Below are 23,172 nucleotides of genomic sequence, written 5' to 3'. Positions count from 1 at the left end.
GTTGAAAACCCACTTCATTGCTATCGGCGGAAGCGCCATGCATAATCTTGCTATTGCGTTAAAAGACAAAGGATATCAGGTAACAGGTTCGGATGATGCTATTTTTGAGCCTTCAAAATCCAGACTGGAAAAGAAAGGAATTCTACCCCAAGAAATGGGCTGGTTCCCGGAAAAGATCACTGCGGATATTGATGCGGTTATCCTGGGGATGCATGCGCATCAGGATAATCCTGAGCTCGCAAAAGCAAAAGAGCTGGGTTTAAAAATTTATTCATATCCTGAATTCCTTTACGAACAGTCAAAAAACAAGACAAGAGTGGTTATTGCCGGTTCACACGGTAAAACAACGATCACTTCTATGATTCTTCATGTGCTGAACTTTCACAGGAAAGACGTGGATTTTATGGTGGGTGCACAGCTGGAAGGTTTTGACTGCATGGTAAAGCTTACACAGGAGAATGATTTTATGGTTCTGGAAGGTGATGAATACCTTTCCTCTCCTATTGATCTCCGTTCAAAGTTTCTTCTGTACCAGCCTAATATTGCTTTAATGAGTGGTATTGCATGGGATCACATCAATGTATTCAAAACATTTGACGATTATACAGAGCAGTTTAGAAAATTCGTTGCAAGCATTACTCCCGGCGGTGTTCTGGTCTACAATGAAGAAGATGCAGAGGTCGTAAAGGTAGTGGAGGCAGCTGAAAATTATTTCAGAAAAATCCCTTACAAAACTCCTGAATATGAGATCAGCAATGGAAAAGTATATTTAAAAACGGAAATGGGTGATGTTCCTCTTTCTGTTTTTGGCGCTCACAATCTCCTGAATATGGAAGGCGCAAGGCATATCTGCCGACAGCTGGGTATTATGGATGAAGATTTCTACGAAGCCATTATGAGCTTCAAAGGAGCTTCCAAACGCCTTGAAAAAGTAGAAAGAGAAGATCAGGGAATTCTATACAAAGATTTTGCCCACGCACCTAGTAAAGTAAAAGCTGCAGTTAAGGCTTTCTGCGAGCAGTTTAAAAAAGAGAAAAAATACGGTTTTCTGGAGCTTCACACGTATTCCAGTTTAAATCCGTTATTCCTTGAGCAATACGATCATGCTATGGACGGTCTGGATGAAGCCATTGTTTTCTATTCTGAAGATGCATTAAAGATCAAAAGAATGGAACCTATTTCCCCGGAATTCATTAAAGAAAAGTTCAAAAATGATGCCTTGAGGGTATTTACCAATGCCGAAGAACTTCATGCCTATTGGGAAACGCTGGATAAAACTGATGGTGTTTTCCTGATGATGAGCTCCGGAAATTTTGGTGGCCTGGACTTGACAAAATAATAAACAAAAGCTCTGAAGAAATTCTTCAGAGCTTTTTATTTACTCACTGATTTTATTCTATCTTTTTGTTCTTAGTCAATTCGATGCTTTTTATTGATCCAATTGGTGTAATTTTGACCGTTTTACTGCGCTTTGCCAGATAAAAATAATACATACTGTTTGATCCTATCAGATAGATTTCTTCTGCACTCCCATCACTATAGTCCAGTGTATAATTATATTTAAGTCTGTTTTCCTTTATTTTTTTGGTTAATGCCATTCCTTCACCATACCCTATTCCTATAAAGAAAGACAATAACATCATGGCAAGGAACCTTATAAACATATTGGTAAAATGTTGCTCTATTTTTTCTTTACTCATATTTTCATGATCCTTGAGAGCAGACATTTTTATAGCCCATGGTTTATTCTTATTAGCCTGTTTGGATAAATAGGCCGGAAAAGCATAGGAAAACACTACTACCGCAATGACGGCTATCAATACTACCGGATGCGATGTTAAAGTAGCGATCGGGCTTACCAGAATATCCATTATCGTTGAATATTTTAAAATATTAATGCCAATCTGATAGTAGAAGACACTTTCTTTTAATATTCCCATCACTACAAGGAAAAGGTAGCCGAACGGAAGTGATCTTTGGATTCCTTCTGAAACTTTCATGTATGTTTTCGTTGGTTTTAATTTTTATAATTATCAAATTGATGTCCTTAAAAGTTTCTATAATAACAGACTTCCGGTATACAAGATGATACTGATCCACGAAAATATAAAAATTATGATCAAGTTAAAAGGACATTGCGCTATCTCCGATAAGTTTTTTCAGAATCTCCTCTGTAGAAAGTTCACTGTAATCGTGAATTGATTGCCCGGCCCAGATACCTACAAAATCAGGATTATTCAGTGTTTTTGAAACCCTGCGCAATTCATTCGTCAGCTTATTCTGATAGGGATAAGGCAGAATATATGCTGAGTTTTCAAGAGTTTCGATGTATTTATTTTTAATTCCTCTCGCATAGCGTCCTGAAAAGCTTTTTGTCACCACAATATCCTCTTCTGTTACATTTTTCAGTCTTTCTTTTTCAAACAACTGTAAAGCACTTTCCTGCGATGCCAGTAAAACACTTCCGACCTGAAACCCCTGCGCTCCAAGTTCTTTTGCAGCCCTTAATGTTTTTCCATTATAAATACCACCCGCATAAATCAGCGGAACTTTAACATGATCATAAACCTTAGAAAATAAAGACATACCCCCGATCTCAGGAATATTATCGGCATCAAACGTTCCTCTGTGTCCTCCGGCTTCAATTCCCTGCACGCAAATGATATCAATTCCGGATTTCTCCAGGATTAATGCTTCTTCCAGGGAAGTACAGGTCCCTATAAGTGTGATACCGTTCTCTTTTAGCTTCTGAATGCTTTTATCATCCAGGTTTCCGAAAGTAAAACTCAGAATTTTACAGCCTTCTTCAATAACAGTATCTATCTGCTCATGGTAGCCATTCACTTTGATCTCTTCAAGATCAGGAAGCTGAACTTCTATATTATTTTCTTTTGCAAACCGGGTAATAAACTCTTTGACCTTAACAAATTTTTCTCTTAAGGAATCCGTTAGCTCAGGAATATCGTGGACAAAAATATTGACAGCAAACGGCTGACCCGTGAGTTTTTTGGTCTCTCTGATGAGTTCAATAGATTTAGTTGCAGAAAGGTCTCCTAATGCCAATGAACCCATACATCCGGCTTTTGCAGCTGCTGCAGTCATCTGCGGAGTGCTTACTCCAAACATCGGAGCCTGAATTACAGGGTATTTTACATCTAAAATTTTACTGAGTGTATCCGGCCAGAACATAGGAATTATTTTATTTAAAATTTACAAAAATCTGTTGATATGCTAAGTTTATAAAGGTTGATATGCTAAGTTTATAAAGCATGATATTGCTCACAAACATCTACAGGTGATTCGTTTATTTTTCCTTCCGCAGCTCCTTAAACCGCTTTTTCATTTCAGGATCGAGCTTTTCTATAGCATAAGAAAAGGTATCGGCAGGCATTGTCCTCGCATACTGATCAAGAAAATGATACAGTCTTTTGGGATTTTTCTTTCCTGCTTCCCTGATCCAGCTTCCAACGGCTTTATTTACCAACTCATGAGGATCATGAACAAGGATTTCAGCAATCTTAAAAGTATCTTCAACATCGTTTTTCCTGATAAAAGCATGCGTACTGACAATAGCTGTTCTTCTTTCCCATGGATTTTCAGATTCGGCCAGCTGGTACAAAATATCTCTTGGCTTATCCATAAGGTAGTTTCCGATAATATTTCTTGCTCCGCGGTCTACAAAATCCCAGTTATTTAGCCGGTCGTGACGTTGTAAGTACAGATCAAAGAGTTCTTTCTTCTTTTCTGCAGGTGTTTTTTTATTTCCCGCCTGAAGGCTCATGATACTCACCGCACCCATTCTCACTTCATAGAAATCATCATCCAGAAGCGTATTAATTTCTTCCAGCGACAAAGCAGAAAATTCTTCAGCCGTTTTAAAAACATCCCCGAACCTGACCCCAAAATGCTTTGTAATGCCATCATTGCCTTTGAAAAATTTTTCAACCTTGTCTATTTCCTTCTCATTTCTGAAAGTGGACAGTTTTTCTATAAATTTTGCTGCATTCATGATTGTTATCTGATTAAAAAAAATCCCGCAGATCAAACTGATCCAGCAGACTTGATATTAAATCTGTGTTCCGTTTGATCTGCGGGAGAAAATGGGGTAATACTATATTAAATATCCGCTACGGATTTCAGCATCTTTTCTTCCCACTCAGGATCTTTAGGATCAAAGAACAGCCTTTTGCCTGTATCTAAAGAACGGACAATATTCATTTCTTCCTCGGTAATTTCGAAATCAAAAACATTAAAGTTTTCTTCAATTCTTGAAGGCGTTACAGATTTCGGAATGACAACAAAGCCTTCCTGAAGGTGCCATCTCAGGATCACCTGTGCTACAGTTTTATTGTATTTCTCAGCAATCGCTTTTAGCCGGGAATTGTTTAAAAGATCTGCATTACCGTTTCCAAGAGGACTCCATGGCTGTGTTACGATATTGTTTTCCCTGTCATATACCTGAAGCTCCTTTTGCTGGAAAACCGGATGAAGCTCGATCTGGTTGATCACTGGATGAACCGTTGAATTGGCTTTCAGTTCCTCTAATTTCTCTACAGTAAAATTACATACCCCGATTGCCTTGATCTTTCCTTCTGCATACAATTCTTCCAAAGCCTTCCAGGTTCCCAGGAAATCTCCATATGGCCAGTGAATCAGGTACATGTCCAGATAATCCATCTGCAGCCTGTCCAGTGTTCTCTGAAACGCTTTTTTTGCTTTTTCATAGCCATGATCCTGAACCCATACTTTTGAGGTGATAAACAGCTCATCTCTGCCTACACCACTATCCTTCACAGCCTGCCCCACTGCTGTTTCATTCTGATAAATAGCCGCTGTATCAATCATTCTGTATCCTGTGTGGATGGCTTTTACCACTGCTTTTTCACATTCGTCCAGATTTTCCATCTGCCACACGCCAAAGCCCAAAGCCGGAATATCCACTCCGTTATTTAAAGTCACTACAGGCTGTCCTGCATATGTTTTCTTTTGCATAATTCTTTAATTTAATTTTTAATATTAATGTAAAGCCTAACAAATTTGCAATAAAAATTTGGAAATCCTGCTTACCATTTTTACTGTTTTTAATCTAATTAGAGCCTGTTGAAAAATATTTCAAACCATCCCGCCTCTTCTAACTTCTAACTTCTAACTTCTAACTTCTAAACTCTAAATTCTAACCTAATTTCCCTATTTTTGCAGTAAACTCACAACAATGTCCCATCAAATCAGGCTGGCTAAAGCTGAAGATTATCCACGAATTATGGAGATCTGGGAATCTGCTGTAAAAGTAACCCATGATTTCCTTTCTGTTGAAGATTTTAATTATTTTAAAGAAGCTATTCCAGAAGACTAACTCCCGAATATGGAAGTCTATTTGATTTTGGAAAAAGGAGAGGCAGCAGGTTTTGCTTCTGTAGTTGAGGGTAATCTGGAAATGCTTTTCATTCATCATGATAGGCGGGGAAAAGGATATGGCAAGAAACTCTACGAATTTATGAAGCAGACTACAGGACTGACCAAAGTGGATGTCAACGAACAGAATCCACAAGCTATCGGGTTTTATGAAAAAATGGGCTTCAAAAGAATTGGAAGATCGGAGAAGGATGGTTCAGGAAAAGATTACCCTCTTATCCATATGAGTCTGTAATGGAAAATTTTGTTTTTAATAAGATAGAGCCGGCAACTGATATTCCGTATGAGTTACTGCTGCTGGCTGACGAAACCGTTGAAGCCATCAACCAATATATTTTTAACTGCACTGTCTACCTTTTAAAAGACGGACTGCAGAACATTGCCGTAATGGCGCTGCATCCAAACAGCAGTACAGAATTGGAAATCAAAAATATGGCCGTGATTGAAAGCAGCCGAAGTCAGGGAATTGGCAGTATTCTTATTGATAAGGCTAAAGTAATTGCTCATGAAAATGGCTATACAACTTTAATCGTAGGAACTTCAGATACTGGTTTTCAGCAAATCAAATTCTACGAAAAGAACGGTTTTATAAAAAAGAGAATACGTAAGAATTTCTTTACAGACAATTACCCATTCCCTGTTTATGAAAACGGATTACAAATGCGCGACATGGTTATTCTTACCCATGACCTTTCGGAATAATCCTTTGATATGATCAATTTCAGACTGATAGTTGGTTTTCTTTCTGCAGCCGAAATACAGTGTGTTTTCCAGTTTTTTCTCGCCTTCCCAGATCAGCTGGACTTCCCCGCTCTCTATTTCATTTTTGCAGAGGAAATTAGGGATAACGGCCAATCCGGTTCCCCCTTTCAGACAACGGATGATGGAGTATAAATTCGGGACAATATAATTGGGACGGAAATTAGGTTTATGCCCGAAATTCATGATCCAGAACTGAAAAAGATGCTCCATATCCCCGGTCGTTCCGTACCATTTTTCCTGTTTCAGCCATTCTTCGGCATGTTCAATACCTTTTGTTTTAAGAGTCTTATGGAAACTTTCCGTATCTATATCTTTTCCGCCTACAAGAATGATCTGTTCAGAAGAAAATGCCTCATGTTCGATATTAGGTGAGACTCCTTTTTTGGGTGTAATAATCAGGTCCAGAATCCCTTTATCCAGCTGATCCAGCATTTCAGGATATTCTCCGAAGCTGATGATCAGATTGAAAGGCAAAGTAGAAACATACTGCTCCAGTGTAGTCTGAAAGGTTTCAAAACACATTCCCACGCTGATGGTAGGAGTTAATTTTTCTGTAGATTTCTGAAAGTTTTTCTCTACATCTTCCAGCTTGGAAATCGGTTCAGAAACAGCATTAAATAAAACTTTTCCTCTTTCGGTCGGAATCATTTTTCTGCCGGTCCTGTCAAATAGCTTATAGCCTACATAGGCTTCAAGCGAACTTAAATGCAGGCTCACACCCGGCTGCGAAATAAACAGAGAGTCTGCAGCGCCGGTAAGCGTTCCGGTTTTATATATCGCTTTAAAAGTGCGGTACCATTCTAAATTGACCATAACCTTTGTTATAAATATTATGATACAAAATTACAAAATAATTATAATACTGATATCACAAGAATTTCTTTTTATATCTATTTTAATAGCTTAAAATCAGGACGCCTTTCTGTAAAAGCAAAGTTCAATTTAAAATGCTGATATTTTTTCATTTTTCAGAAAAGCAGCATAATAGTCCGGAATTCTGCTTTCCTCAATCCCGCGGACAGTTTCTTCAACCGGATAAGCTATCTGAACGATCTCGGGAATGATCTGCTCCTCATCCAATGTCAGAATGAGATAAGATGCAAGACGGTTTTCTTCCTTCGAACGGCCTACAGATCCACAATTCACTGCCCATCCTTCCGCTTCAAAATATTTTTTGAATGACAAATGAGTATGTCCCATCACAACAATATCAGATTGAGATTCTTCCAGCATACGGATAAAAACCTCATCATGCTCAGATACATACAAATAAGTATCATTACTGGACAGACTTGAATGCACAAGCTGAACATTCCAATGCTTCTTCCCTATTTTATAATTTAATTTTAAGTGAAACGGAAGTTCTGACAAAAACTTTTTATTCTCCGGGGTGATATATTTCTTAGAATGATTAATCGCTATAGATCTTGCATGGGTTTCTTCCGGTGAATGCTTGGATAAAGGAACGACAGGAATATCAAAAGCTATTCTTTCATCATGGTTCCCCATAAGACATGGAATGTTCAGTTCTCTTATTTTTTCGATCACTTCATTTCCCCAGGGTGCAAAATCCACCAGATCTCCTAGACAGAATTTCTGCTGAATTCCTCTTTCCTCCATATCTTCAAGAACCCTGTTTAATGCAGGAAGATTTCCGTGCACATCACTAAAAACCGCAATCTGTATCATATCCATTATATTGAGCCGAACAAATTTACAAGAGAACAATGATAATGTCATCAACGGATAATATGACATTTCACATAAATGAACCAATCCAAACTATCAGTATTCTAATAGTTAGTTATGATTTATGCTATTTTTATTATACAACACAGCAAGCTAACTTTGCATCATAAAATTTAAACAATCATACAATGAAAAAAGTACTGATCATCAACGGAGGACAAAATTTCGGGCATTCCGGAGGAAAATATAATAATACTATTGCAGAAAATACACTAGAAGTACTTAAAAAATTTGAAAATGTAGAGGTAAAAACCACACAGATTTCTGATGGATTTGATAGTGACGAAGAGGTAAAGAAATTTGTTTGGGCAGATTTTATCATCTACCACACTCCTATCTGGTGGTTCCAGCTTCCCAACGGTTTCAAAAAATATATCGACGAAGTTTTCACAGCCGGTCATGCCAAAGGAATCTATATGAATGACGGAAGAAAAGCCGAAACTCCGGAAATCAATTATGGTACAGGAGGAATGCTGGGCGGAAGAAAATATATGGTAACCACGAGCTGGAATGCTCCGGAAACTGCCTTTACGCTTCCGGGAGAATTCTTCAATGAAACCAGCGTAGATAATGGACCGTTATTTGGATTCCACAGAATGAATGCCTTTGTTTCTTTAGAAAAAATGGAAAGTTTTCATTTCCATGATGTAGAGAAAAATGCCAATATAGAGCGTGATATGAAACTTTACAGAGAGCACCTTGAACATGTTTTCGAAAAAGAACTTAAATCTCAATTAGTCTCATGAAAAAAATACTGATAACAGGAATTACCGGTTATATCGGTGGTACCGTTGCCCGGAAACTATTAGAAAGGAACTACAGGGTAACAGGATTGGTTCGCAATGCAGATGCAGCAGAAAAACTGAAACAATCAGGCATTGAATCCATTGTAGGAAATATACATGATGAAGCTGTTTTGAATGTTGCCATTTCCAATGCTGATGCCATTATCCACACAGCAGATTCTGCTGATGATGCGTATGCTGCAGACAGTTTTATCAATGCACTGGCGGGAAGCGGCAAAACTTTTATTTTCACCTCGGGCTCTGCTATTTTTGGAGGAAAAGAAAACGGAGAAAAAAGTGATTTTGTCTACACAGAAGATATTCCCCTTAATCCGAGACTTGAAATGGCTTCCAGAGTACTGATCAATAATTATATACTTCAGTCTGCCAAAAAAAATATAAGAAGCATTGTCATTGTACCCACTATGGTTTATGGCGATGGGTTGGGTCTGAAAAAAGACAGCATTCAGCTTCCCGCTTTAATCAACTTCTCTAAGGAAAAAGGATTTGGTGTTTATTTTGGAAAAGGTGAAAATGTATGGTCCAACCTTCATATTGAAGATTTAGCAGATCTGTATGTACTTGCATTGGAAAAAGCAAAAGCAGGCTCTCTTTACTATGCAGAAAACGGATCCTCAACAATCAAGAATCTGGCAGAAAATATAAGCAGACAATATCATTTACAGCCTGCCCAGTCTGTCAGCGTACAGGAAGCAGTCAATACATTTGGTCCTGCAGGCGGATATTTCGGGTTTGCATCCAACAGTATATGTAATTCTGACAAAGCAAAAGCAGAGCTTGGCTGGAGTCCCCAATACCAATCCATAGAAAATTTTATTTAATTATGAAAATTTATCTTACAGCAGTTATAAAATCTAAAGATCAGCATCAGGCAGAAGTACTGGAAGTTCTTCAGAATATGGTAAAAGAAACCAGAAAAGAAGAAGCCTGTGAGCTTTACAGTCTTCACCAGGGAGTTGAAGATAAAAACCAGTTTATCTTCTACGAGATCTGGAAAAGTGAAGAAGGGCTTGCACAGCATAACCAGCAGCCTTATATTCAGGCTTTCGGAGCCATCGCTGACGAAAAATTACAGGAAAGACCACAAATTTATACTACACATATTCTATGAAAAAATTAGCATTTATGTTTTTAGCCCTGTTTACAATAGGATTTATTCAGGCACAACATCAAAAATCTAAACATATGAAAAAGAAAATTTTATTTGTCGTAACCAGTCATGACAAAAAAGGAAGTACCGGTGAAGATACCGGATATTATCTTGGCGAAGTTTCTCATCCATGGGAAGTCCTTCATAAAGCAGGATATGAAATTGATTTTGTAAGCCCTAAAGGCGGAACCCCTCCGGTAGACGGATTTGATTTGAAAGATCCTGTAAACAAGGAATTCTGGGAAAACACGGAATACAAAAATAAGATCGATCATTCTTTACAGCCTTCTCAGGTAAATCCCAACAATTACGGTGCTATCTTCTATGCTGGAGGTCATGGTGCCATGTGGGATTTCGCTGACAATACGGAATTGGCGGATATTGCCTCAAAAATTTATGAGAACGGCGGTGTTGTAGCAGGAGTTTGCCACGGTCCGGCCGGTCTTGTCAATATTAAACTGAACAACGGAAAATATTTGGTAGACGGCAAAAAGATCAATGCTTTCACCAATGAGGAAGAAGCGGAAGTAAAACTAACTGATGTGGTTCCTTTTCTTCTTGAAGATAAACTGAAAGAAAGAGGGGCTAAATTTGAAAAATCCGGACTTTGGCAGAACCATGTAGTGACTGACCAGAGAGTGATCACCGGACAAAATCCTCAGTCTGCAAAAAGTGTAGGTGAAGCGATTTTAAAAGAACTCAATAAATAATTAGATCTAATTTATTAGCTTTTATAGCATTACGCAGAAGTCCTAAATAAAAAATAATCCGTTTCACTTTATTATTGTGAGACGGATTTTTTGTTGTTTAAATTTATAAACAAAAACTATTTCGGAATTTCTGAATGGGTGCTTACCGCAATCCTGTTCCATGCATTGATCGTTACAATAGCCATAATGATCTGTGCAATCTTTGCATCATCAAAATACTGTTTTGCTTTCTGGAAGGTTTCTTCTGTAAGGCCTTTATCGCTGATCAGGGTAATTTCTTCTGTCATAGCCAAAAGCACCTGCTCTTCTTCTGTAAAGAAATCTTTCGCTTCCCTCCAGCCGTTAAGAATGAAAATTCTCTGGGTGGTTTCACCATACTTAAGGGCATCTTTGGTATGCATATCAAGACAGAAAGCACATTTGTTGATCTGTGAAGCCCTGATCTTGATTAATTCCTTTTGAATGTGGTTTAATGAAATGGTCTGAAGGTATCCTTCCAGTCCAAACATGGCTTTGTACGCTGCTGAATCTACGTTGGCAATGTTTAATCTTGCGCTCATAATACTATAATTTGTTGGTTAAATGATCTATACTCAATACATATTTCGGCTGAACTGCCAGTAAGAAAGCTCCTGCACATCCTACCCAGACCGAGTAATCCAAAGGGGCTTTAATTCCTAATGCGATGGTCATTGACAAAGCAAAGATCAGCAGCAGAAAGCCCGCTCCGTAAGCCGCGATTCTGGTTTTCCAGCCTAAAAGCAGCATCAGAGGGAAAAGGATTTCAAAAAAAGTCGCGGTATAAGCAGAAAATACACTTAAGCTTTCCGGGAGAAAAAAAGTGAGCTTCCTTGTATAAACCTCGAAGTTTGCCCAATTTCCCCATGCAGCATTTTTGCCCCAGAAGCCCAATCTGTCTGCCACCGCAGAAAGCATGGTCACAGCAATGGCAATTCTTAAAAATAGCTGCGGAAACTGAATATTTTTGTCTGTCATGATATTGGCTTTTAATAACATGACAAATTTCCGGATTAAAACCGGTAAAAATCTTAAACTGGTTTAAGAACGTAATTTTGCTCTGATTTCGCTCAGGTATTCCGGGGTAAGATTCAGGAAAGAAGCGATAAGATATTGTGGAATTCTTTGAATAAACCAAGGATACAGGGTACTGAAATGTACATACAGCTCTTCTCTGGACATCTCATACAGGTAACGGATCCGCCTTTCCGATGCTGCATAAGCTCTTTGATAGATCATTCTGAAGTAGCGTTCCATGACCGGATGTTTTTCCAAAAGAAGCTCCTGCTGCTGAAGATCAATAACAATTATGGAAGAACGCTCCACTGCCTGGATACAGAAATCTGATTTGATCTGCCTTTCATAAGCAAAAGTATCCGTAATCCACCAGTTTTCTATAGCAAATTCAGTGGTCTGTTCCGTTCCTTTCTCATTCACAAAAAACTTCCTCAGACAGCCCGAAGATACAAAATACATAGATCTGCAGATTTCATCGCTACGCATCAGATCCTGCTTTTTTTTCACTTCCATCTCCTTAAAAAAAGAAAATATGGAAGCATATTCTTCATCGGTGACCGTAATAAATTTATTTAAATGTGCTTTGAAAGTATCCATCTTTGCAATTGAGTAACCAAACTTAACTTTATTTTTTTAGTTTTACAATGTCAAAAAACATTAAATCATGGAACTTGTTGCTAAAATTCTGATCGCCATCGTTGCACTGGAACATCTTTATATCTTGTGGATGGAAATGTTCGCCTGGGAAACCAAAGGAAAAGAAGTATTTAAAGCCGCACTGCCGGCAGAAATGTTTAAGCCTACGAAAGGGCTTGCCGCCAATCAGGGACTTTATAACGGTTTTCTTGCCGCCGGACTTATCTGGTCTTTTTTAATTGAAGATCCAAAATGGCAGGATAATATTGCGCTGTTCTTTTTGGGATGCGTAGCAGTAGCCGGAATTTATGGAGCTGTTTCTGCAACAAAAAAAATATTTTTCGTACAGGCATTGCCGGCGATACTGGCTATCATTGCTGTGCTTTTGAAATAGCCTTTTGTCATTGCGAGGAGCAACGCGACGAAGCAATCTTAATAAACTTGTTTTTTTGAACTGTTAGATTGCTTCACCTTAAGGTTCGCAATGACAATTTTCTTTTTGTGAAAAATTTGTACTGAGAAAAAATCTTTAAATCCTTAAATTCTTCAATCTTTAAATCAAACTAGCTCATCGACTCCTTGATCTTCTCCCTGTGAATAATTCCCCAGTTCACTAAAGTTTCCGTGACCGGTAAAACTGATTTGCCATATTCCGTAACAGCATAAATCACCGTAATCGGCTTGGTATCCTGAATGGTTCTTGTGATCAGAAGATTCACTTCCAGTTCTTTCAGCTCTTTACTCAACATTTTGGCTGAAATTCCATCTATTCCCCGCTGCAGCTTTTTGAAATGGATCTGCTGGTCGGTTCTGTTGGTCAGGTAACGTAAAATCATCAGCTTCCACTTCCCGCCCAAAACATCCAGGCTGTCGCGCATAGCGAATAATTCTTCTGTGCAGCTTGCCTCTCTTTCGATACCGTTTTCAATAATTTTTGCCATAATAGTTTCATTAAGGTAACTGGTTACCAATAGTTAACTGGTAGCAAATATAAACTATTCTCTTTTTACATTTGTTCATCAAATTATTTTTATGAAAGCTATTGTATTAAATAAAAATTTCCAGCTCGGAGAAGCTGAGATAGAAAAACCTGCACCGAAAAATCATGAAGTTTTAATCCGGATCAAGGCCAGCGGTTTCAATCCTATCGATTATCAGATGATCGAAAATGAGCTGGAACGTAAACTTCTCAAATCACCCATTTTGGGCCGTGAGCTATCCGGTATTGTGGTAGAAAGAGGAGCAGATGCCCACCAGTTCAATATCGGAGACGAGGTATATTGCGGAAGCGGATCTATGGGAAGCAACGGTACCTATGCAGAATACATTGCCGTTCCCGAAGCTATTGTGGCATTGAAGCCTGAAAATATTTCTTTTGAACAGGCTGCCGGCATTCCCTCTGCGGGACTTACTGCCCTGCAGATCGTCAGACGTTTAAAACTGAGTGGCAGTGATACCGTTTTGGTGACCGGAGCAACAGGCGGGGTCGGTTCATTTGTCATCAAATTTTTATTGGCTAATCAGTTCCAAAAGATCATAGCTACGGTTGGAAGTGAAGAAAACAGACAGATTCTTATTGGGATGGGCTTAAAAAATCATCAGATCATCAATTATAAAGAGGAAAACCTCACCAAAAATCTTTTAAAAGCTAACGATGAACAGCTTTTCGACTTCGGAATTGATCTTGTGGGAAATTATATGTCTGAAATCACGGCGGAAGTTTTAAAAATCAACGGTACGTATGCAGATGTCACCGCACTGGTCACAAAAGATGCTCACGAAATCCTTTTCAATAAAGGAACATTGATCATGAATATTTCCAATTATTCCTACAGCATAAACAAAGATTATCAATATTACAAAGGAAGTCTGGAAGAAATTTCAAGACTTATTGAAAATGTAACGGTCAATCCACCCAATTACAAAATAATGGGAGACCTTTCTCTGGATACAGTTTTAAGGGCTCATTCTATTCTGAAAAACAATCAGACTCAAGGCCATAAACTTATTATGAAACATTAAACTATGAACACAATACCAAGACGCGTTGTAACAGGAATCAGAGACGGAAAATCTGTCATTATTGAAGATCAGCAGACAGAAAATACCGTAGAGCATCTTCCCGGCCTAATCATCTCAGATATCTGGAATACCCGGACAATGCCGGCAGGATTAGATTTTGAGACGAGAATCCCCAATACAGGCTTTCCAAAAACTCCCAAGAACGGAACCTACTTCCGCTATGTCGTCATTCCACCGGATAAAGACCTGGGAATAGGATTCAAAGCGGGAGCACCTCATCCTATGATGCATCAGACACAGACTTTAGACTATATTATTATCCTTTCAGGGGAACTTTATCTGATGATGGAAGAAGGGGAAACGCTTCTCAAACCCGGAGATATCGTTATCCAAAGAGGGACCAATCATGCCTGGAGCAACCGATCGGATGAAATGTGTATTCAGCTTGCCGTACTTATTGATGCGGAGAATTAATTTCAAAGATTAAAGAATTTAAGAATTCAAAGATTTTCCCACAGTACAATTTTTTCACAACAAGAAAAATCTACCCGATCTGCGCAATTTGCGAGAGAAAAAACAGCAATAAACAAAATAACTTTGCAGTTTACGTAAAACAAAGACTGAAGAATTTAAAGATTTCTCCGCATTACAAATTATTCACAACAAGAAAAAATCTGCACAATCTGCATAATCAGCGAGAGAAAAAAAACAGCAATAAACAAAATAACTTTGCAGTTTACGTAAAACAAAGACTGAAGAATTTAAAGATTTCGCTGCATTACAAATTATTCACAGCGAGAAAAAATCTGCACAATCTGCATAATCAGCGAGAGAAAAAAAACAGCAATAAACAAAATAACTTTACGGCTTATGCAAACCAAGAGAAAACACCTACAAAGCAGAAATTTCCAAAAGTTTCTGCTTCATTATTTCAGGCGTCATCAGACCTTCATGATAATAGACTAACTTCTGGTCCTTATCCAGAACGATCCACAAAGGATAGACAGGCTGATCCTTATTTTTAGATAAAGCCAGCGCCAACTCATGGATTCCGGAGCTTCCATTCGGCAGATATCCAAACTCCTGTCCAAAAAAACTTATTTTTTCTTTCGTTTTTTCAGCTTCAAAATTGATCAGATAAAAGTTTTTATTGATCAGATCTACGGTTTCTTTGTTGCCATTCAAAGCATGCTTCTCTATTTTACATACTGAGCACCATTCGGTATACAAATGGATAATAATCGGTTTCGGATCTTTTTTCATGGAGGTTTCAAGATCAGAAAAAGTGCCTGTTCTCATCTGAGACAGATAAAAACAGGGCACTGACATTAAAAATAAAATAAAAATTTTCATTTCAAGGTATATTTTATTCCCAGAAAGCCTCTGATCTTCTGCATCGGCGCATATCCGTAAGCCGTATCAAAAGTGTAATGATTGGGATTGCTGATGGGATCATTCACATATTTATCAAATGGGTCAAAAGGTCTCATCAAAGGGTCTTTCGGAGTAAAATTGAACAGGTTTTTAATTCCGCAATACACTTCAAAGCCAGATCTGAAACTTTTTGAAATCTGGATATTAGCTAAGGAATAGAAAGGCGAATATTCAGGGCGGTAATCATTCGGCAGTACAGGAAGTCGCATCTGTCCATAGAATTGTCCTGTAAAATCTACAGTAAGGTCATTCGTAAACTTATAAGAAAGGTTGTAGGTTCCGCTCCATTTCGGGGCATGCAGCTGTTGTGATTTTTCGTTTTCCCCATCGAATTTCTGATAGACATCAAGATAGGTCACTCCTAAATTGACGCTTAAAGGAAAACTGAAACTGAAATCTACATTCAGAGAAGCTCCCCTCGAAATTCCGTATCCATTAAGATTATCATAAATAATTTTATTTGGATCAGTATCAAAATCGCCTACAATCTTATTGCTGAAATAGGTATAGAATGCAGATGCATCCAACTGGAGCAAGCGGCCTCCCACCGGAATTTTCCAGATATAATTCAAATTCCCGTTGACGGATCTCTCAGGCTTCAGATCCGACCGGATCAATACCTCACGAGAGCCGGTCAGTGCAGCATGGTCTTCTGTAAACAGATTCACCACCCTGAATCCTGTTCCAAAATTGAATCGCAGCGTATGATATGGATTCGGGGAAAATTTCCATGCCAGCCTTGGGGAATGCACTTCATGATGGATTTTGTCATAATCGAAACGGTAGCCAACCAGTAAAGTATTCTTATCATTAATTTCCCACTGATCCTGCACAAAGGCACCCCAGATCGGCGATTTCATTGGTGCATTTGTCACTCCGTCGCCAGATAAGGTTCCGGGTGTATTATCATCGTAGAATGTTCTTTTAAAGGTAATTCCACTCGTCAGGTCATGCTTCCCAAGTTTCTTGCTCCAATAGGTCTGGGCAAAAGCCACTTTTTGCAATGCATCGTACGGATTGCTGCCGTAAAAAGAATTCTGATCATGGTAATTATAAGAAAACTGGGTAACAATATATTCTTTCAAAGGCCACTGATACAGCCCAAACACTTCCGCTCTGTTGGTATAAATACTTTCTCCATATACATCTCCGCTTCCACGGTACGATCTGTTCCACTGCATTTCACCTCCAAAACGGTCTTCGTATAAATACCTCAGCGCAAAACTTGCCTGGCGGTTTTCCTTTCTTTTAAAATTCCATTTATTAAAAACAGAAACTCTGCTCTGCAATGCTGCATCTGTGAAATTGTCCTTGTTCTGATCTATCTTTTCTTTAAAGCTGAAATAATTGATGCTCAGTAAAGACGCAGCATTCTTCCCCACATTAAATTTCGTTGAAACATCAAGATTATTTTCACTCCATGTGCTCGTCATCAGATCAACACTTAATCGAGGAGCTGTCAGTGCATTTTTGGTAATAATGTTGATTACCCCTCCCATTGCTTCTGAACCATAAATAGAAGAAGCGGGACCTTTTACGACTTCAATTCTGTCAACAAGACTGTTCGGAATCCCGCTTAAACCATATACTGTGGAAAGAGAACTTACAATAGGCATTCCATCGATCAGAATCATCGTATAAGGCCCTTCCAGACCGTTGATATGGATATCACCCGTGTTACATACTGAACAATTGAGCTGCGGCTTTACTCCATTCACCATCGCAATGGCTTCAAAAATACTAGGTGTTGGATTTTTCTGAAAAAACTTCTGACTGTAAACCTCTACGGCTACAGGACTTTTTGATCTGCTGAAAGGCTTTATGGTTCCGGTAATAACAACATCTTCAATAGTACTCATCTTGATTATTGTTTTAGGAATTGTTGCTGAATCAGTTTTTATAGCTTGCTGTACATCCAGGCTGTCTGTTTCCTGAGAAAAACAAAAAGAAGATAAAAGAGTAACAGAAAATAGTATTCGCTTCATGAAATTATAATTGTTAGACAAATCTAACAATTATTTTTGAATTACAAAACACCATGACAAATGTTGTTGGAATCAATTCACGAAAAATGATTAAATTTGAGAAACTAGATATAAAAGTAAAATGAGATATCATCAAGCGGGTAATATCCCACCAAAAAGACATACGATTTTCAAATCGCCGGAAGATAAATTTTACTATGAACAGCTTTTCGGAACGGAAGGCTTTCACGGAATTTCCTCACTGCTCTACCATACACACCGACCTACACAGATCAAATCAATAGGACCGGCGAAAGATGTTACACCAAAGATCGCGGTGGAAAAAAACGTCGCTCCGAGAATGTTCAAGGGAATGAATGTAACACCAGAAGATGATTTCATGGACAGCAGAAAAATCCTTCTGATGAATAATGACCTGAAAATGGGATTGGCAAAACCCAGAAAGTCTATGGATTATTTCTACAAAAATGCTGAATGTGATGAGCTTTTATATGTTCACCAGGGAACAGGGATCCTGAAAACATTTGTTGGAGATCTGGAATTTGTCACCGGAGATTATCTCATCATCCCAAGAGGAACCATTTATCAGGTAGAACTAAAATCAGAAGACACCGTATTTTTTGTGCTTGAAAGCCACTCTCCTATTTACACTCCGAAACGATACAGAAACGAATTCGGGCAGCTATTGGAACATTCTCCGTTCTGCGAAAGAGACATGATTCCTCCGGTTTTTAAAGAGCCTAAGGATGAAAAAGGAGAATTTTTAATTAAAGTAAAAAAAGAAAACCAGATCACAGATTTTATTTATGCAACGCACCCGTTTGATGTTGTGGGATGGGACGGATATTTCTATCCGTATAAATTCAATATTAAAAATTTTGAGCCAATCACCGGAAGAATTCACCAACCGCCACCGGTACACCAGAATTTTGAAGGCCATAATTTCGTAGTCTGCTCTTTCTGTGCCAGAATGTATGACTATCATCCATTGGCTATACCGGCTCCTTATAACCATTCAAATATTGATTCTGATGAGGTTTTATTCTATACAGAAGGTGATTTCATGAGCCGCAACCATATCGACCTGATGGACTTTACCCTCCACCCAGGAGGAATTGTACACGGACCACATCCGGGGGCCATGGAAAGAAGCATCGGCAAAAAATTCACTGAAGAATATGCGGTAATGGTAGATCCTTTCCGTCCGTTGAAAATTACGGAAGAAGCTTTAAAAGTGGAAGATCCATCCTATAAAACTTCCTGGCTGGAAGAATCCGATAAAACCATGGAAGACCGTTCTCAGGAATAAAAAAATCACTCATAAAAATTTCATTATGTACAATTATATTAGTGCAGAAGAAGCCATATATACTGTAAAAAGCGGAAACCGCGTATTTTTCCACGGGAGTGCCTGTACTCCCAATTATCTTATTGATGAGCTGGCAAGACAGTCTCACCGTCTGGAAAATGTAGAGATGGTTTCCATTACCCAACAGGGAAATGTAGAAATTGCAAAACCCGAATATAAAAACAGTTTTTTTGTTAATTCACTGTTCGTATCAACACCTGTACGGGATGCAGTGAACTCGGACCGGGGAGATTTCGTTCCCGTTTTTTTAAGCGAAATTCCTATTCTGTTCAGAAAAAATATTCTGCCGCTGGATGTTGCCCTGGTGACCGTTTCTCCGCCGGACAAACACGGCTTCTGTACTTTGGGAACTTCTGTAGATGTTGCAAGGGCAGCTGTTGATACTGCTAAGCTCATCGTTGCTATTGTCAACCCTTTGATGCCAAGAACGCACGGAGACGGGATGATTCACATCAGCAGGATCCATAAGCTCGTATGGCATGAGGAAGAACTTCCAACCGTAGATTACGGTTCAAAGGTTGGTCCGGAAGAAATGCTTGTCGGAAAAAATGTAGCAGAACTTATTGAAGACAAATCCACATTGCAGATGGGTATCGGGACCATTCCTGATGCGGTTCTGAAATGTTTAACCAATCATAAAGATCTGGGAGTTCATACGGAAATGCTGAGCGACGGGGTTATAGACCTGATCCAGAATGATGTGATCAATAACAAGTATAAAGGTTATAATGATAATAAAACCATTACAAGCTTTTGCTTCGGAACAAGAAAACTCTACGACTATGTGGATGACAATACCGTTTTTGCCTTCAAAGACGTAAGCGATGTGAACTTTCCGATTAATATTATGAGGAACAAAAAAATGGTCGCCATCAATTCCGCCATTGAAATTGACCTCACCGGACAGGTATGTGCAGACTCTATCGGAACTTTGCAGTACAGCGGAATCGGAGGCCAAATGGACTTTATGAGAGGAGCAGCTTTAAGTGAAGATGGAAAACCCATTATTGCCATTACCTCAAGAACCAAAAAAGGAGTTTCCAGGATCGTTCCTTTTCTTAAACAGGGAGCCGGTGTTGTGACAACAAGAGGGCATATCCACTATGTAGTTACAGAATATGGTACAGCTTATTTATATGGTAAAAATCTCCGCCAGAGAGCTCAGGAACTGATCAGCATTGCACACCCTGATGACCGGGAAATGCTGGAGAGAGCTGCATATGAAAGATTTAAACAGTAAGGAATTTTCTTAGTATTTTTTTTAAACATGTATCGCAGCCAAATAACAATATTATCAACAAGAGCAAAGTGGCTGTAAAAAAAACTTTAACATTTTGGCAGTGTTTTTGATAAACTCATTCAAAACCAAAGGAAATTGAAAACTATATATAATTCGATTAGAGAAGAAGTTGAAAAGCATTCGAAAGTAAAAAATTCTGTTTTGGGGAATGTGAGTGAATGGAAAAGAAGCCATTATATTATTCTCTCTGAAATTATAAAAGATGAATTGTCTGACGCTGAAGAACTGAAAGGAGGAAAAAAATTTGAAATAGGAAATACAATATCACACGTTACTCTCCAGCGCTTCTTTGAAAATGATTATCAGGACAAAACCCATAATGACCTCAGGTTCCTGAAAACACTGGACAAAATATGTATTTTCCTGGGTTACAAAGATTTAAACCACTACATACAGTCCTTAAAGTTGAACAGCCCGGATAAAGAACCGGCAGGCAGCCTGGAATTGTTTACGAAAATGGTATATGACTATTGTGCCAGCACGTTTGAGTTTTATAAGAATTTTCCCGATCATAAACCCGAGATTTTTAAAGAGCTGGTCTTTGACGGTTCACCATTTTTAGAAAGAACTTCACAGTTCAGCAAAGAATTGTGTGAAAGGGATTTTCAGCTGGTCACTAAAAACAACCGTTCCAACTATGAAGTTTTTGATATTCACCTTGTCACTGATGAACCTGACAAAAAAATACTGGAAACTCAGGAATTCTGGAATCTTTTGTTTAAAGTAGGTGAAACTGGTGAAGAACATTTCGTTAACCAGCTCAATACCCAGATCTATTTTATCCGTAAAATAGACAATGTATGGAAAATCTGGGACAACTATAATCCTGATGCAGGAAGGCTCAACAGAAAATTCGAAATAGATAAATAAAAGAAAGCCGTAGAAGATTCTACGGCTTTCCTGTTTCGAAAATATTTTTTTTTCACTTGTTCTTTGTATCTCAAAGATAAATATCAAATTCCATTATAAGAAAACTTAAATATACTTAAATGAACTCTTTTTTAACTTTATGTTAACTATATTTAATCAATCCATTTCAATGCTTTCACTATTTCTAAGTTTTTTGTAATTTGCATACATAAAAATAAAAGTAAAAATAGAAATATGTCAACACTTACATTTGCCGAAAAAATTGCTCAAGCCGAGAATTTTTTACCGATCAACGGTACAGATTACATTGAGTTTTATGTAGGAAATGCTAAACAGGCTGCCCATTATTACAAAACCGCATTCGGTTTTCAGTCTGTAGCCTATGCAGGGCCTGAAACAGGAGTAAGAGACCGTGCTTCTTATGTTCTTCAACAAGGAAAAATAAGACTGGTATTAACAACAGGGCTCAAATCCGATTCACCTATCAGTGAGCATGTAAAAAAACATGGCGACGGAGTGAAAGTATTGGCACTTTGGGTAGATGACGCTTACCAGGCTTTTGAAGAAACAACCAAGAGAGGCGGAAAACCATATTTGGAGCCTGTAACTTTAACGGATGAGAACGGTGAGGTAAGAATGTCCGGAATTTACACATACGGAGAAACCATCCACATGTTTATCGAAAGAAAAAACTACAAAGGAGCTTTCATGCCCGGATATGAAAAGTTGGAAAGCAATTATAACCCTGAAGAAACAGGTTTATTATACGTAGACCACTGTGTAGGAAATGTAGACTGGAACAGAATGATTCCTACTGTAGAATGGTACGAAAAAGTAATGGGCTTTGTGAATATCCTTTCTTTCGACGACAAGCAGATCAATACAGAATATTCTGCATTGATGTCTAAAGTAATGTCCAACGGAAACGGATATGCCAAATTCCCGATCAATGAGCCTGCAGAAGGTAAAAAGAAATCTCAGGTAGAAGAATATCTTGATTTTTATGAAGGAGAGGGTGTACAGCATATCGCTGTAGCTACCAAAGATATCATCCACACTGTAACCGAATTAAAAAAACGCGGAGTAGAGTTTCTTTCCGCTCCACCAGAGGCTTATTATGATATGGTTCCTGAAAGAGTTGGCCATATTGATGAAGATCTTAAAAAATTACAGGACTTAGGCATCCTTATTGATCATGATGAAGAAGGATACTTGCTTCAGATTTTCACGAAGCCTGTAGAAGACCGTCCTACTCTGTTTTTCGAAATTATTGAAAGACACGGTGCACAGAGTTTTGGCGCCGGAAATTTCAAAGCGTTGTTCGAAGCATTGGAAAGAGAGCAGGAAAGAAGAGGAAATCTTTAATTTATAAATAGAATACTAAGTTTTGTCAGGATAAAGAATCTTGACAAAACTTTTTTTTAAAACACACATTATGAGAAAACTTTTTATCGGGATTTTATTTTTCGGAACATTAGGGCTTAATGCACAGTATGGAACTCTTAATGAAATTCTTAACCGTCTGGAAGAAAGAAAAGGCATCAATCAGCATCTTGAAAATGTAAATGTTGACAATAAGAAGTTCGTCTTCATTAAAGATGCAGAGGATCATACGGAAAGAGATTTTATTGTTATTAAAGGAAAAGAAGCTACCTATGTAGAAGTTTTTGATGATAAAGCTACCGGCGAAAGCAGTTCAAATGTTTTTACAGGAGATATCATCAGGAAAAAAAACATTCTTTCTCTGAGAGCGGATAAACTTGAAAACAAAAAAGTTCCGATGCCTGTAACCAAAACTTTGCTATTGACGAAGCAGGATAATATCCTGTATCTTATTGATGTTAATACCAAAGACAGATGGATAGATGAGGCCTCTTATTCCAAAAAGAAATAATTCCCACAAAATCAGGATTGCAGATCCATATGGATTTG

At 38.3% G+C, this 23,172-nt stretch carries 28 protein-coding genes; 16 read left to right on the top strand and 12 right to left on the bottom strand.

Annotated elements, in window-relative coordinates; translation table 11 throughout:
• The first annotated feature begins 1 nt into the window (after nucleotide 1).
• Nucleotides 2-1,339 carry a UDP-N-acetylmuramate--L-alanine ligase gene (locus tag AC4IFE_RS11645; protein ID WP_490757258.1) on the top strand — a complete coding sequence of 446 codons (1,338 nt, stop codon included), beginning with the start codon at nucleotides 2-4 and terminating at the stop codon, nucleotides 1,337-1,339.
• A 52-nt stretch (nucleotides 1,340-1,391) separates the two neighbouring features.
• Here AC4IFE_RS11645 and AC4IFE_RS11640 read toward each other — a convergent pair whose 3' ends face one another.
• From AC4IFE_RS11640 to AC4IFE_RS11625, 4 genes are all read right to left on the bottom strand, one after another.
• On the bottom strand, nucleotides 1,392-2,000 hold the full coding sequence (locus AC4IFE_RS11640) for a hypothetical protein (protein WP_490757256.1): 609 nt from the start codon (nucleotides 1,998-2,000) through the stop codon (nucleotides 1,392-1,394).
• A 124-nt stretch (nucleotides 2,001-2,124) separates the two neighbouring features.
• Nucleotides 2,125-3,189 carry an NAD(P)H-dependent flavin oxidoreductase gene (locus tag AC4IFE_RS11635; RefSeq protein WP_490757254.1) on the bottom strand — a complete coding sequence of 355 codons (1,065 nt, stop codon included), beginning with the start codon at nucleotides 3,187-3,189 and terminating at the stop codon, nucleotides 2,125-2,127.
• A gap of 115 nt (nucleotides 3,190-3,304) precedes the next feature.
• Nucleotides 3,305-4,009 carry a DNA alkylation repair protein gene (locus AC4IFE_RS11630; RefSeq protein ID WP_490757252.1) on the bottom strand — a complete coding sequence of 235 codons (705 nt, stop codon included), beginning with the start codon at nucleotides 4,007-4,009 and terminating at the stop codon, nucleotides 3,305-3,307.
• A 107-nt stretch (nucleotides 4,010-4,116) separates the two neighbouring features.
• Nucleotides 4,117-4,992 carry an aldo/keto reductase gene (locus tag AC4IFE_RS11625; protein ID WP_490757250.1) on the bottom strand — a complete coding sequence of 292 codons (876 nt, stop codon included), beginning with the start codon at nucleotides 4,990-4,992 and terminating at the stop codon, nucleotides 4,117-4,119.
• Nucleotides 4,993-5,212: 220 nt separating this feature from the next.
• Here AC4IFE_RS11625 and AC4IFE_RS11620 point away from each other — a divergent pair, with 220 nt between their 5' ends.
• Genes AC4IFE_RS11620 through AC4IFE_RS11610 form a run of 3 tightly spaced genes read left to right on the top strand, consistent with a single transcriptional unit; the run spans nucleotide 5,213 to nucleotide 6,114 of the window.
• Nucleotides 5,213-5,353, top strand: coding sequence for a hypothetical protein (locus AC4IFE_RS11620; RefSeq protein ID WP_490757248.1), 141 nt, complete (start codon nucleotides 5,213-5,215; stop codon nucleotides 5,351-5,353).
• 9 nt (nucleotides 5,354-5,362) lie between these two features.
• Nucleotides 5,363-5,647 carry a GNAT family N-acetyltransferase gene (locus AC4IFE_RS11615; RefSeq protein ID WP_490757246.1) on the top strand — a complete coding sequence of 95 codons (285 nt, stop codon included), beginning with the start codon at nucleotides 5,363-5,365 and terminating at the stop codon, nucleotides 5,645-5,647.
• Nucleotides 5,647-6,114 carry a GNAT family N-acetyltransferase gene (locus tag AC4IFE_RS11610; protein WP_490757244.1) on the top strand — a complete coding sequence of 156 codons (468 nt, stop codon included), beginning with the start codon at nucleotides 5,647-5,649 and terminating at the stop codon, nucleotides 6,112-6,114. The genes AC4IFE_RS11615 and AC4IFE_RS11610 overlap by 1 nt, the downstream gene beginning before the upstream one ends.
• Here the strand turns inward: AC4IFE_RS11610 and AC4IFE_RS11605 are convergent.
• The gene (locus AC4IFE_RS11605; RefSeq protein WP_490757242.1) at nucleotides 6,067-6,987 is read right to left on the bottom strand and encodes a LysR family transcriptional regulator; all 921 of its coding nucleotides are present in this window, start codon (nucleotides 6,985-6,987) and stop codon (nucleotides 6,067-6,069) included. The two genes, AC4IFE_RS11610 and AC4IFE_RS11605, sit on opposite strands and share 48 nt — an antisense overlap.
• Before the next feature lie 129 nt (nucleotides 6,988-7,116).
• Nucleotides 7,117-7,863, bottom strand: coding sequence for a metallophosphoesterase family protein (locus AC4IFE_RS11600; RefSeq protein ID WP_490757240.1), 747 nt, complete (start codon nucleotides 7,861-7,863; stop codon nucleotides 7,117-7,119).
• Between the two features lie 188 nt (nucleotides 7,864-8,051).
• On the opposite strand from AC4IFE_RS11600, the gene AC4IFE_RS11595 reads away from it, so the two are divergent.
• The 4 genes from AC4IFE_RS11595 (at nucleotide 8,052) to AC4IFE_RS11580 (ending at nucleotide 10,589) form a co-directional block, all read left to right on the top strand.
• Nucleotides 8,052-8,669, top strand: a complete 618-nt coding sequence (locus tag AC4IFE_RS11595) for an NAD(P)H-dependent oxidoreductase (protein WP_490757238.1) — start codon at nucleotides 8,052-8,054, stop codon at nucleotides 8,667-8,669.
• The gene (locus tag AC4IFE_RS11590; RefSeq protein ID WP_490757236.1) at nucleotides 8,666-9,550 is read left to right on the top strand and encodes an NAD-dependent epimerase/dehydratase family protein; all 885 of its coding nucleotides are present in this window, start codon (nucleotides 8,666-8,668) and stop codon (nucleotides 9,548-9,550) included. Before AC4IFE_RS11595 ends, AC4IFE_RS11590 begins: the two co-directional genes overlap by 4 nt.
• A gap of 2 nt (nucleotides 9,551-9,552) precedes the next feature.
• The gene (locus AC4IFE_RS11585; RefSeq protein ID WP_490757234.1) at nucleotides 9,553-9,840 is read left to right on the top strand and encodes a putative quinol monooxygenase; all 288 of its coding nucleotides are present in this window, start codon (nucleotides 9,553-9,555) and stop codon (nucleotides 9,838-9,840) included.
• A 74-nt stretch (nucleotides 9,841-9,914) separates the two neighbouring features.
• The gene (locus AC4IFE_RS11580) at nucleotides 9,915-10,589 is read left to right on the top strand and encodes a type 1 glutamine amidotransferase domain-containing protein (protein ID WP_490757232.1); all 675 of its coding nucleotides are present in this window, start codon (nucleotides 9,915-9,917) and stop codon (nucleotides 10,587-10,589) included.
• Nucleotides 10,590-10,705: 116 nt separating this feature from the next.
• Here the strand turns inward: AC4IFE_RS11580 and AC4IFE_RS11575 are convergent, their stop codons facing one another.
• The 3 genes from AC4IFE_RS11575 to AC4IFE_RS11565 all read right to left on the bottom strand — a co-directional run bounded on the left by AC4IFE_RS11575 (nucleotide 10,706) and on the right by AC4IFE_RS11565 (nucleotide 12,221).
• Entirely contained in the window at nucleotides 10,706-11,149 is a 444-nt protein-coding gene (locus tag AC4IFE_RS11575; protein ID WP_490757230.1) for a carboxymuconolactone decarboxylase family protein, read from the bottom strand.
• A gap of 4 nt (nucleotides 11,150-11,153) precedes the next feature.
• A complete protein-coding gene (locus tag AC4IFE_RS11570) occupies nucleotides 11,154-11,585 on the bottom strand; it encodes a DoxX family membrane protein (protein ID WP_490757228.1) in 432 nt (143 codons plus the stop codon).
• Nucleotides 11,586-11,648: 63 nt separating this feature from the next.
• A complete protein-coding gene (locus AC4IFE_RS11565) occupies nucleotides 11,649-12,221 on the bottom strand; it encodes a Crp/Fnr family transcriptional regulator (RefSeq protein ID WP_490757226.1) in 573 nt (190 codons plus the stop codon).
• A 67-nt stretch (nucleotides 12,222-12,288) separates the two neighbouring features.
• On the opposite strand from AC4IFE_RS11565, the gene AC4IFE_RS11560 reads away from it, so the two are divergent.
• Nucleotides 12,289-12,654 (top strand): DUF1304 domain-containing protein, encoded by a 366-nt coding sequence (locus AC4IFE_RS11560; RefSeq protein WP_490757224.1) that lies wholly within the window; start codon nucleotides 12,289-12,291, stop codon nucleotides 12,652-12,654.
• Between the two features lie 169 nt (nucleotides 12,655-12,823).
• On the opposite strand, the gene AC4IFE_RS11555 is transcribed toward AC4IFE_RS11560, so the two are convergent.
• A complete protein-coding gene (locus AC4IFE_RS11555; RefSeq protein WP_490757222.1) occupies nucleotides 12,824-13,201 on the bottom strand; it encodes a winged helix-turn-helix transcriptional regulator in 378 nt (125 codons plus the stop codon).
• Between the two features lie 91 nt (nucleotides 13,202-13,292).
• On the opposite strand from AC4IFE_RS11555, the gene AC4IFE_RS11550 reads away from it, so the two are divergent.
• A complete protein-coding gene (locus AC4IFE_RS11550; protein ID WP_490757220.1) occupies nucleotides 13,293-14,282 on the top strand; it encodes an NADP-dependent oxidoreductase in 990 nt (329 codons plus the stop codon).
• Between the two features lie 3 nt (nucleotides 14,283-14,285).
• Nucleotides 14,286-14,756 carry a cupin domain-containing protein gene (locus tag AC4IFE_RS11545; RefSeq protein ID WP_490757218.1) on the top strand — a complete coding sequence of 157 codons (471 nt, stop codon included), beginning with the start codon at nucleotides 14,286-14,288 and terminating at the stop codon, nucleotides 14,754-14,756.
• 417 nt (nucleotides 14,757-15,173) lie between these two features.
• Here AC4IFE_RS11545 and AC4IFE_RS11540 read toward each other — a convergent pair whose 3' ends face one another.
• Together AC4IFE_RS11540 and AC4IFE_RS11535 are read right to left on the bottom strand one after the other, a co-directional pair.
• A complete protein-coding gene (locus AC4IFE_RS11540; protein ID WP_490757216.1) occupies nucleotides 15,174-15,635 on the bottom strand; it encodes a thioredoxin family protein in 462 nt (153 codons plus the stop codon).
• The gene (locus AC4IFE_RS11535; protein ID WP_490757214.1) at nucleotides 15,632-17,701 is read right to left on the bottom strand and encodes a TonB-dependent receptor plug domain-containing protein; all 2,070 of its coding nucleotides are present in this window, start codon (nucleotides 17,699-17,701) and stop codon (nucleotides 15,632-15,634) included. The genes AC4IFE_RS11540 and AC4IFE_RS11535 overlap by 4 nt, the downstream gene beginning before the upstream one ends.
• A 121-nt stretch (nucleotides 17,702-17,822) precedes the next feature.
• On the opposite strand from AC4IFE_RS11535, the gene AC4IFE_RS11530 reads away from it, so the two are divergent.
• From AC4IFE_RS11530 to AC4IFE_RS11510, 5 genes are all read left to right on the top strand, one after another.
• A complete protein-coding gene (locus AC4IFE_RS11530; RefSeq protein WP_490757212.1) occupies nucleotides 17,823-19,010 on the top strand; it encodes a homogentisate 1,2-dioxygenase in 1,188 nt (395 codons plus the stop codon).
• Nucleotides 19,011-19,035: 25 nt separating this feature from the next.
• Nucleotides 19,036-20,310, top strand: a complete 1,275-nt coding sequence (locus AC4IFE_RS11525; protein WP_490757210.1) for an acetyl-CoA hydrolase/transferase family protein — start codon at nucleotides 19,036-19,038, stop codon at nucleotides 20,308-20,310.
• 135 nt (nucleotides 20,311-20,445) lie between these two features.
• A complete protein-coding gene (locus AC4IFE_RS11520) occupies nucleotides 20,446-21,240 on the top strand; it encodes a hypothetical protein (protein WP_490757208.1) in 795 nt (264 codons plus the stop codon).
• Nucleotides 21,241-21,474: 234 nt separating this feature from the next.
• A complete protein-coding gene (hppD, locus tag AC4IFE_RS11515; protein ID WP_490757206.1) occupies nucleotides 21,475-22,605 on the top strand; it encodes a 4-hydroxyphenylpyruvate dioxygenase in 1,131 nt (376 codons plus the stop codon).
• Between the two features lie 70 nt (nucleotides 22,606-22,675).
• The gene (locus AC4IFE_RS11510) at nucleotides 22,676-23,134 is read left to right on the top strand and encodes a hypothetical protein (RefSeq protein ID WP_490757204.1); all 459 of its coding nucleotides are present in this window, start codon (nucleotides 22,676-22,678) and stop codon (nucleotides 23,132-23,134) included.
• Nucleotides 23,135-23,172 lie beyond the last annotated feature (38 nt).

This window comes from Chryseobacterium sp. UF-81 (assembly GCF_058245105.1).
This window is presented reverse-complemented; position numbering and strand designations above follow the sequence as displayed.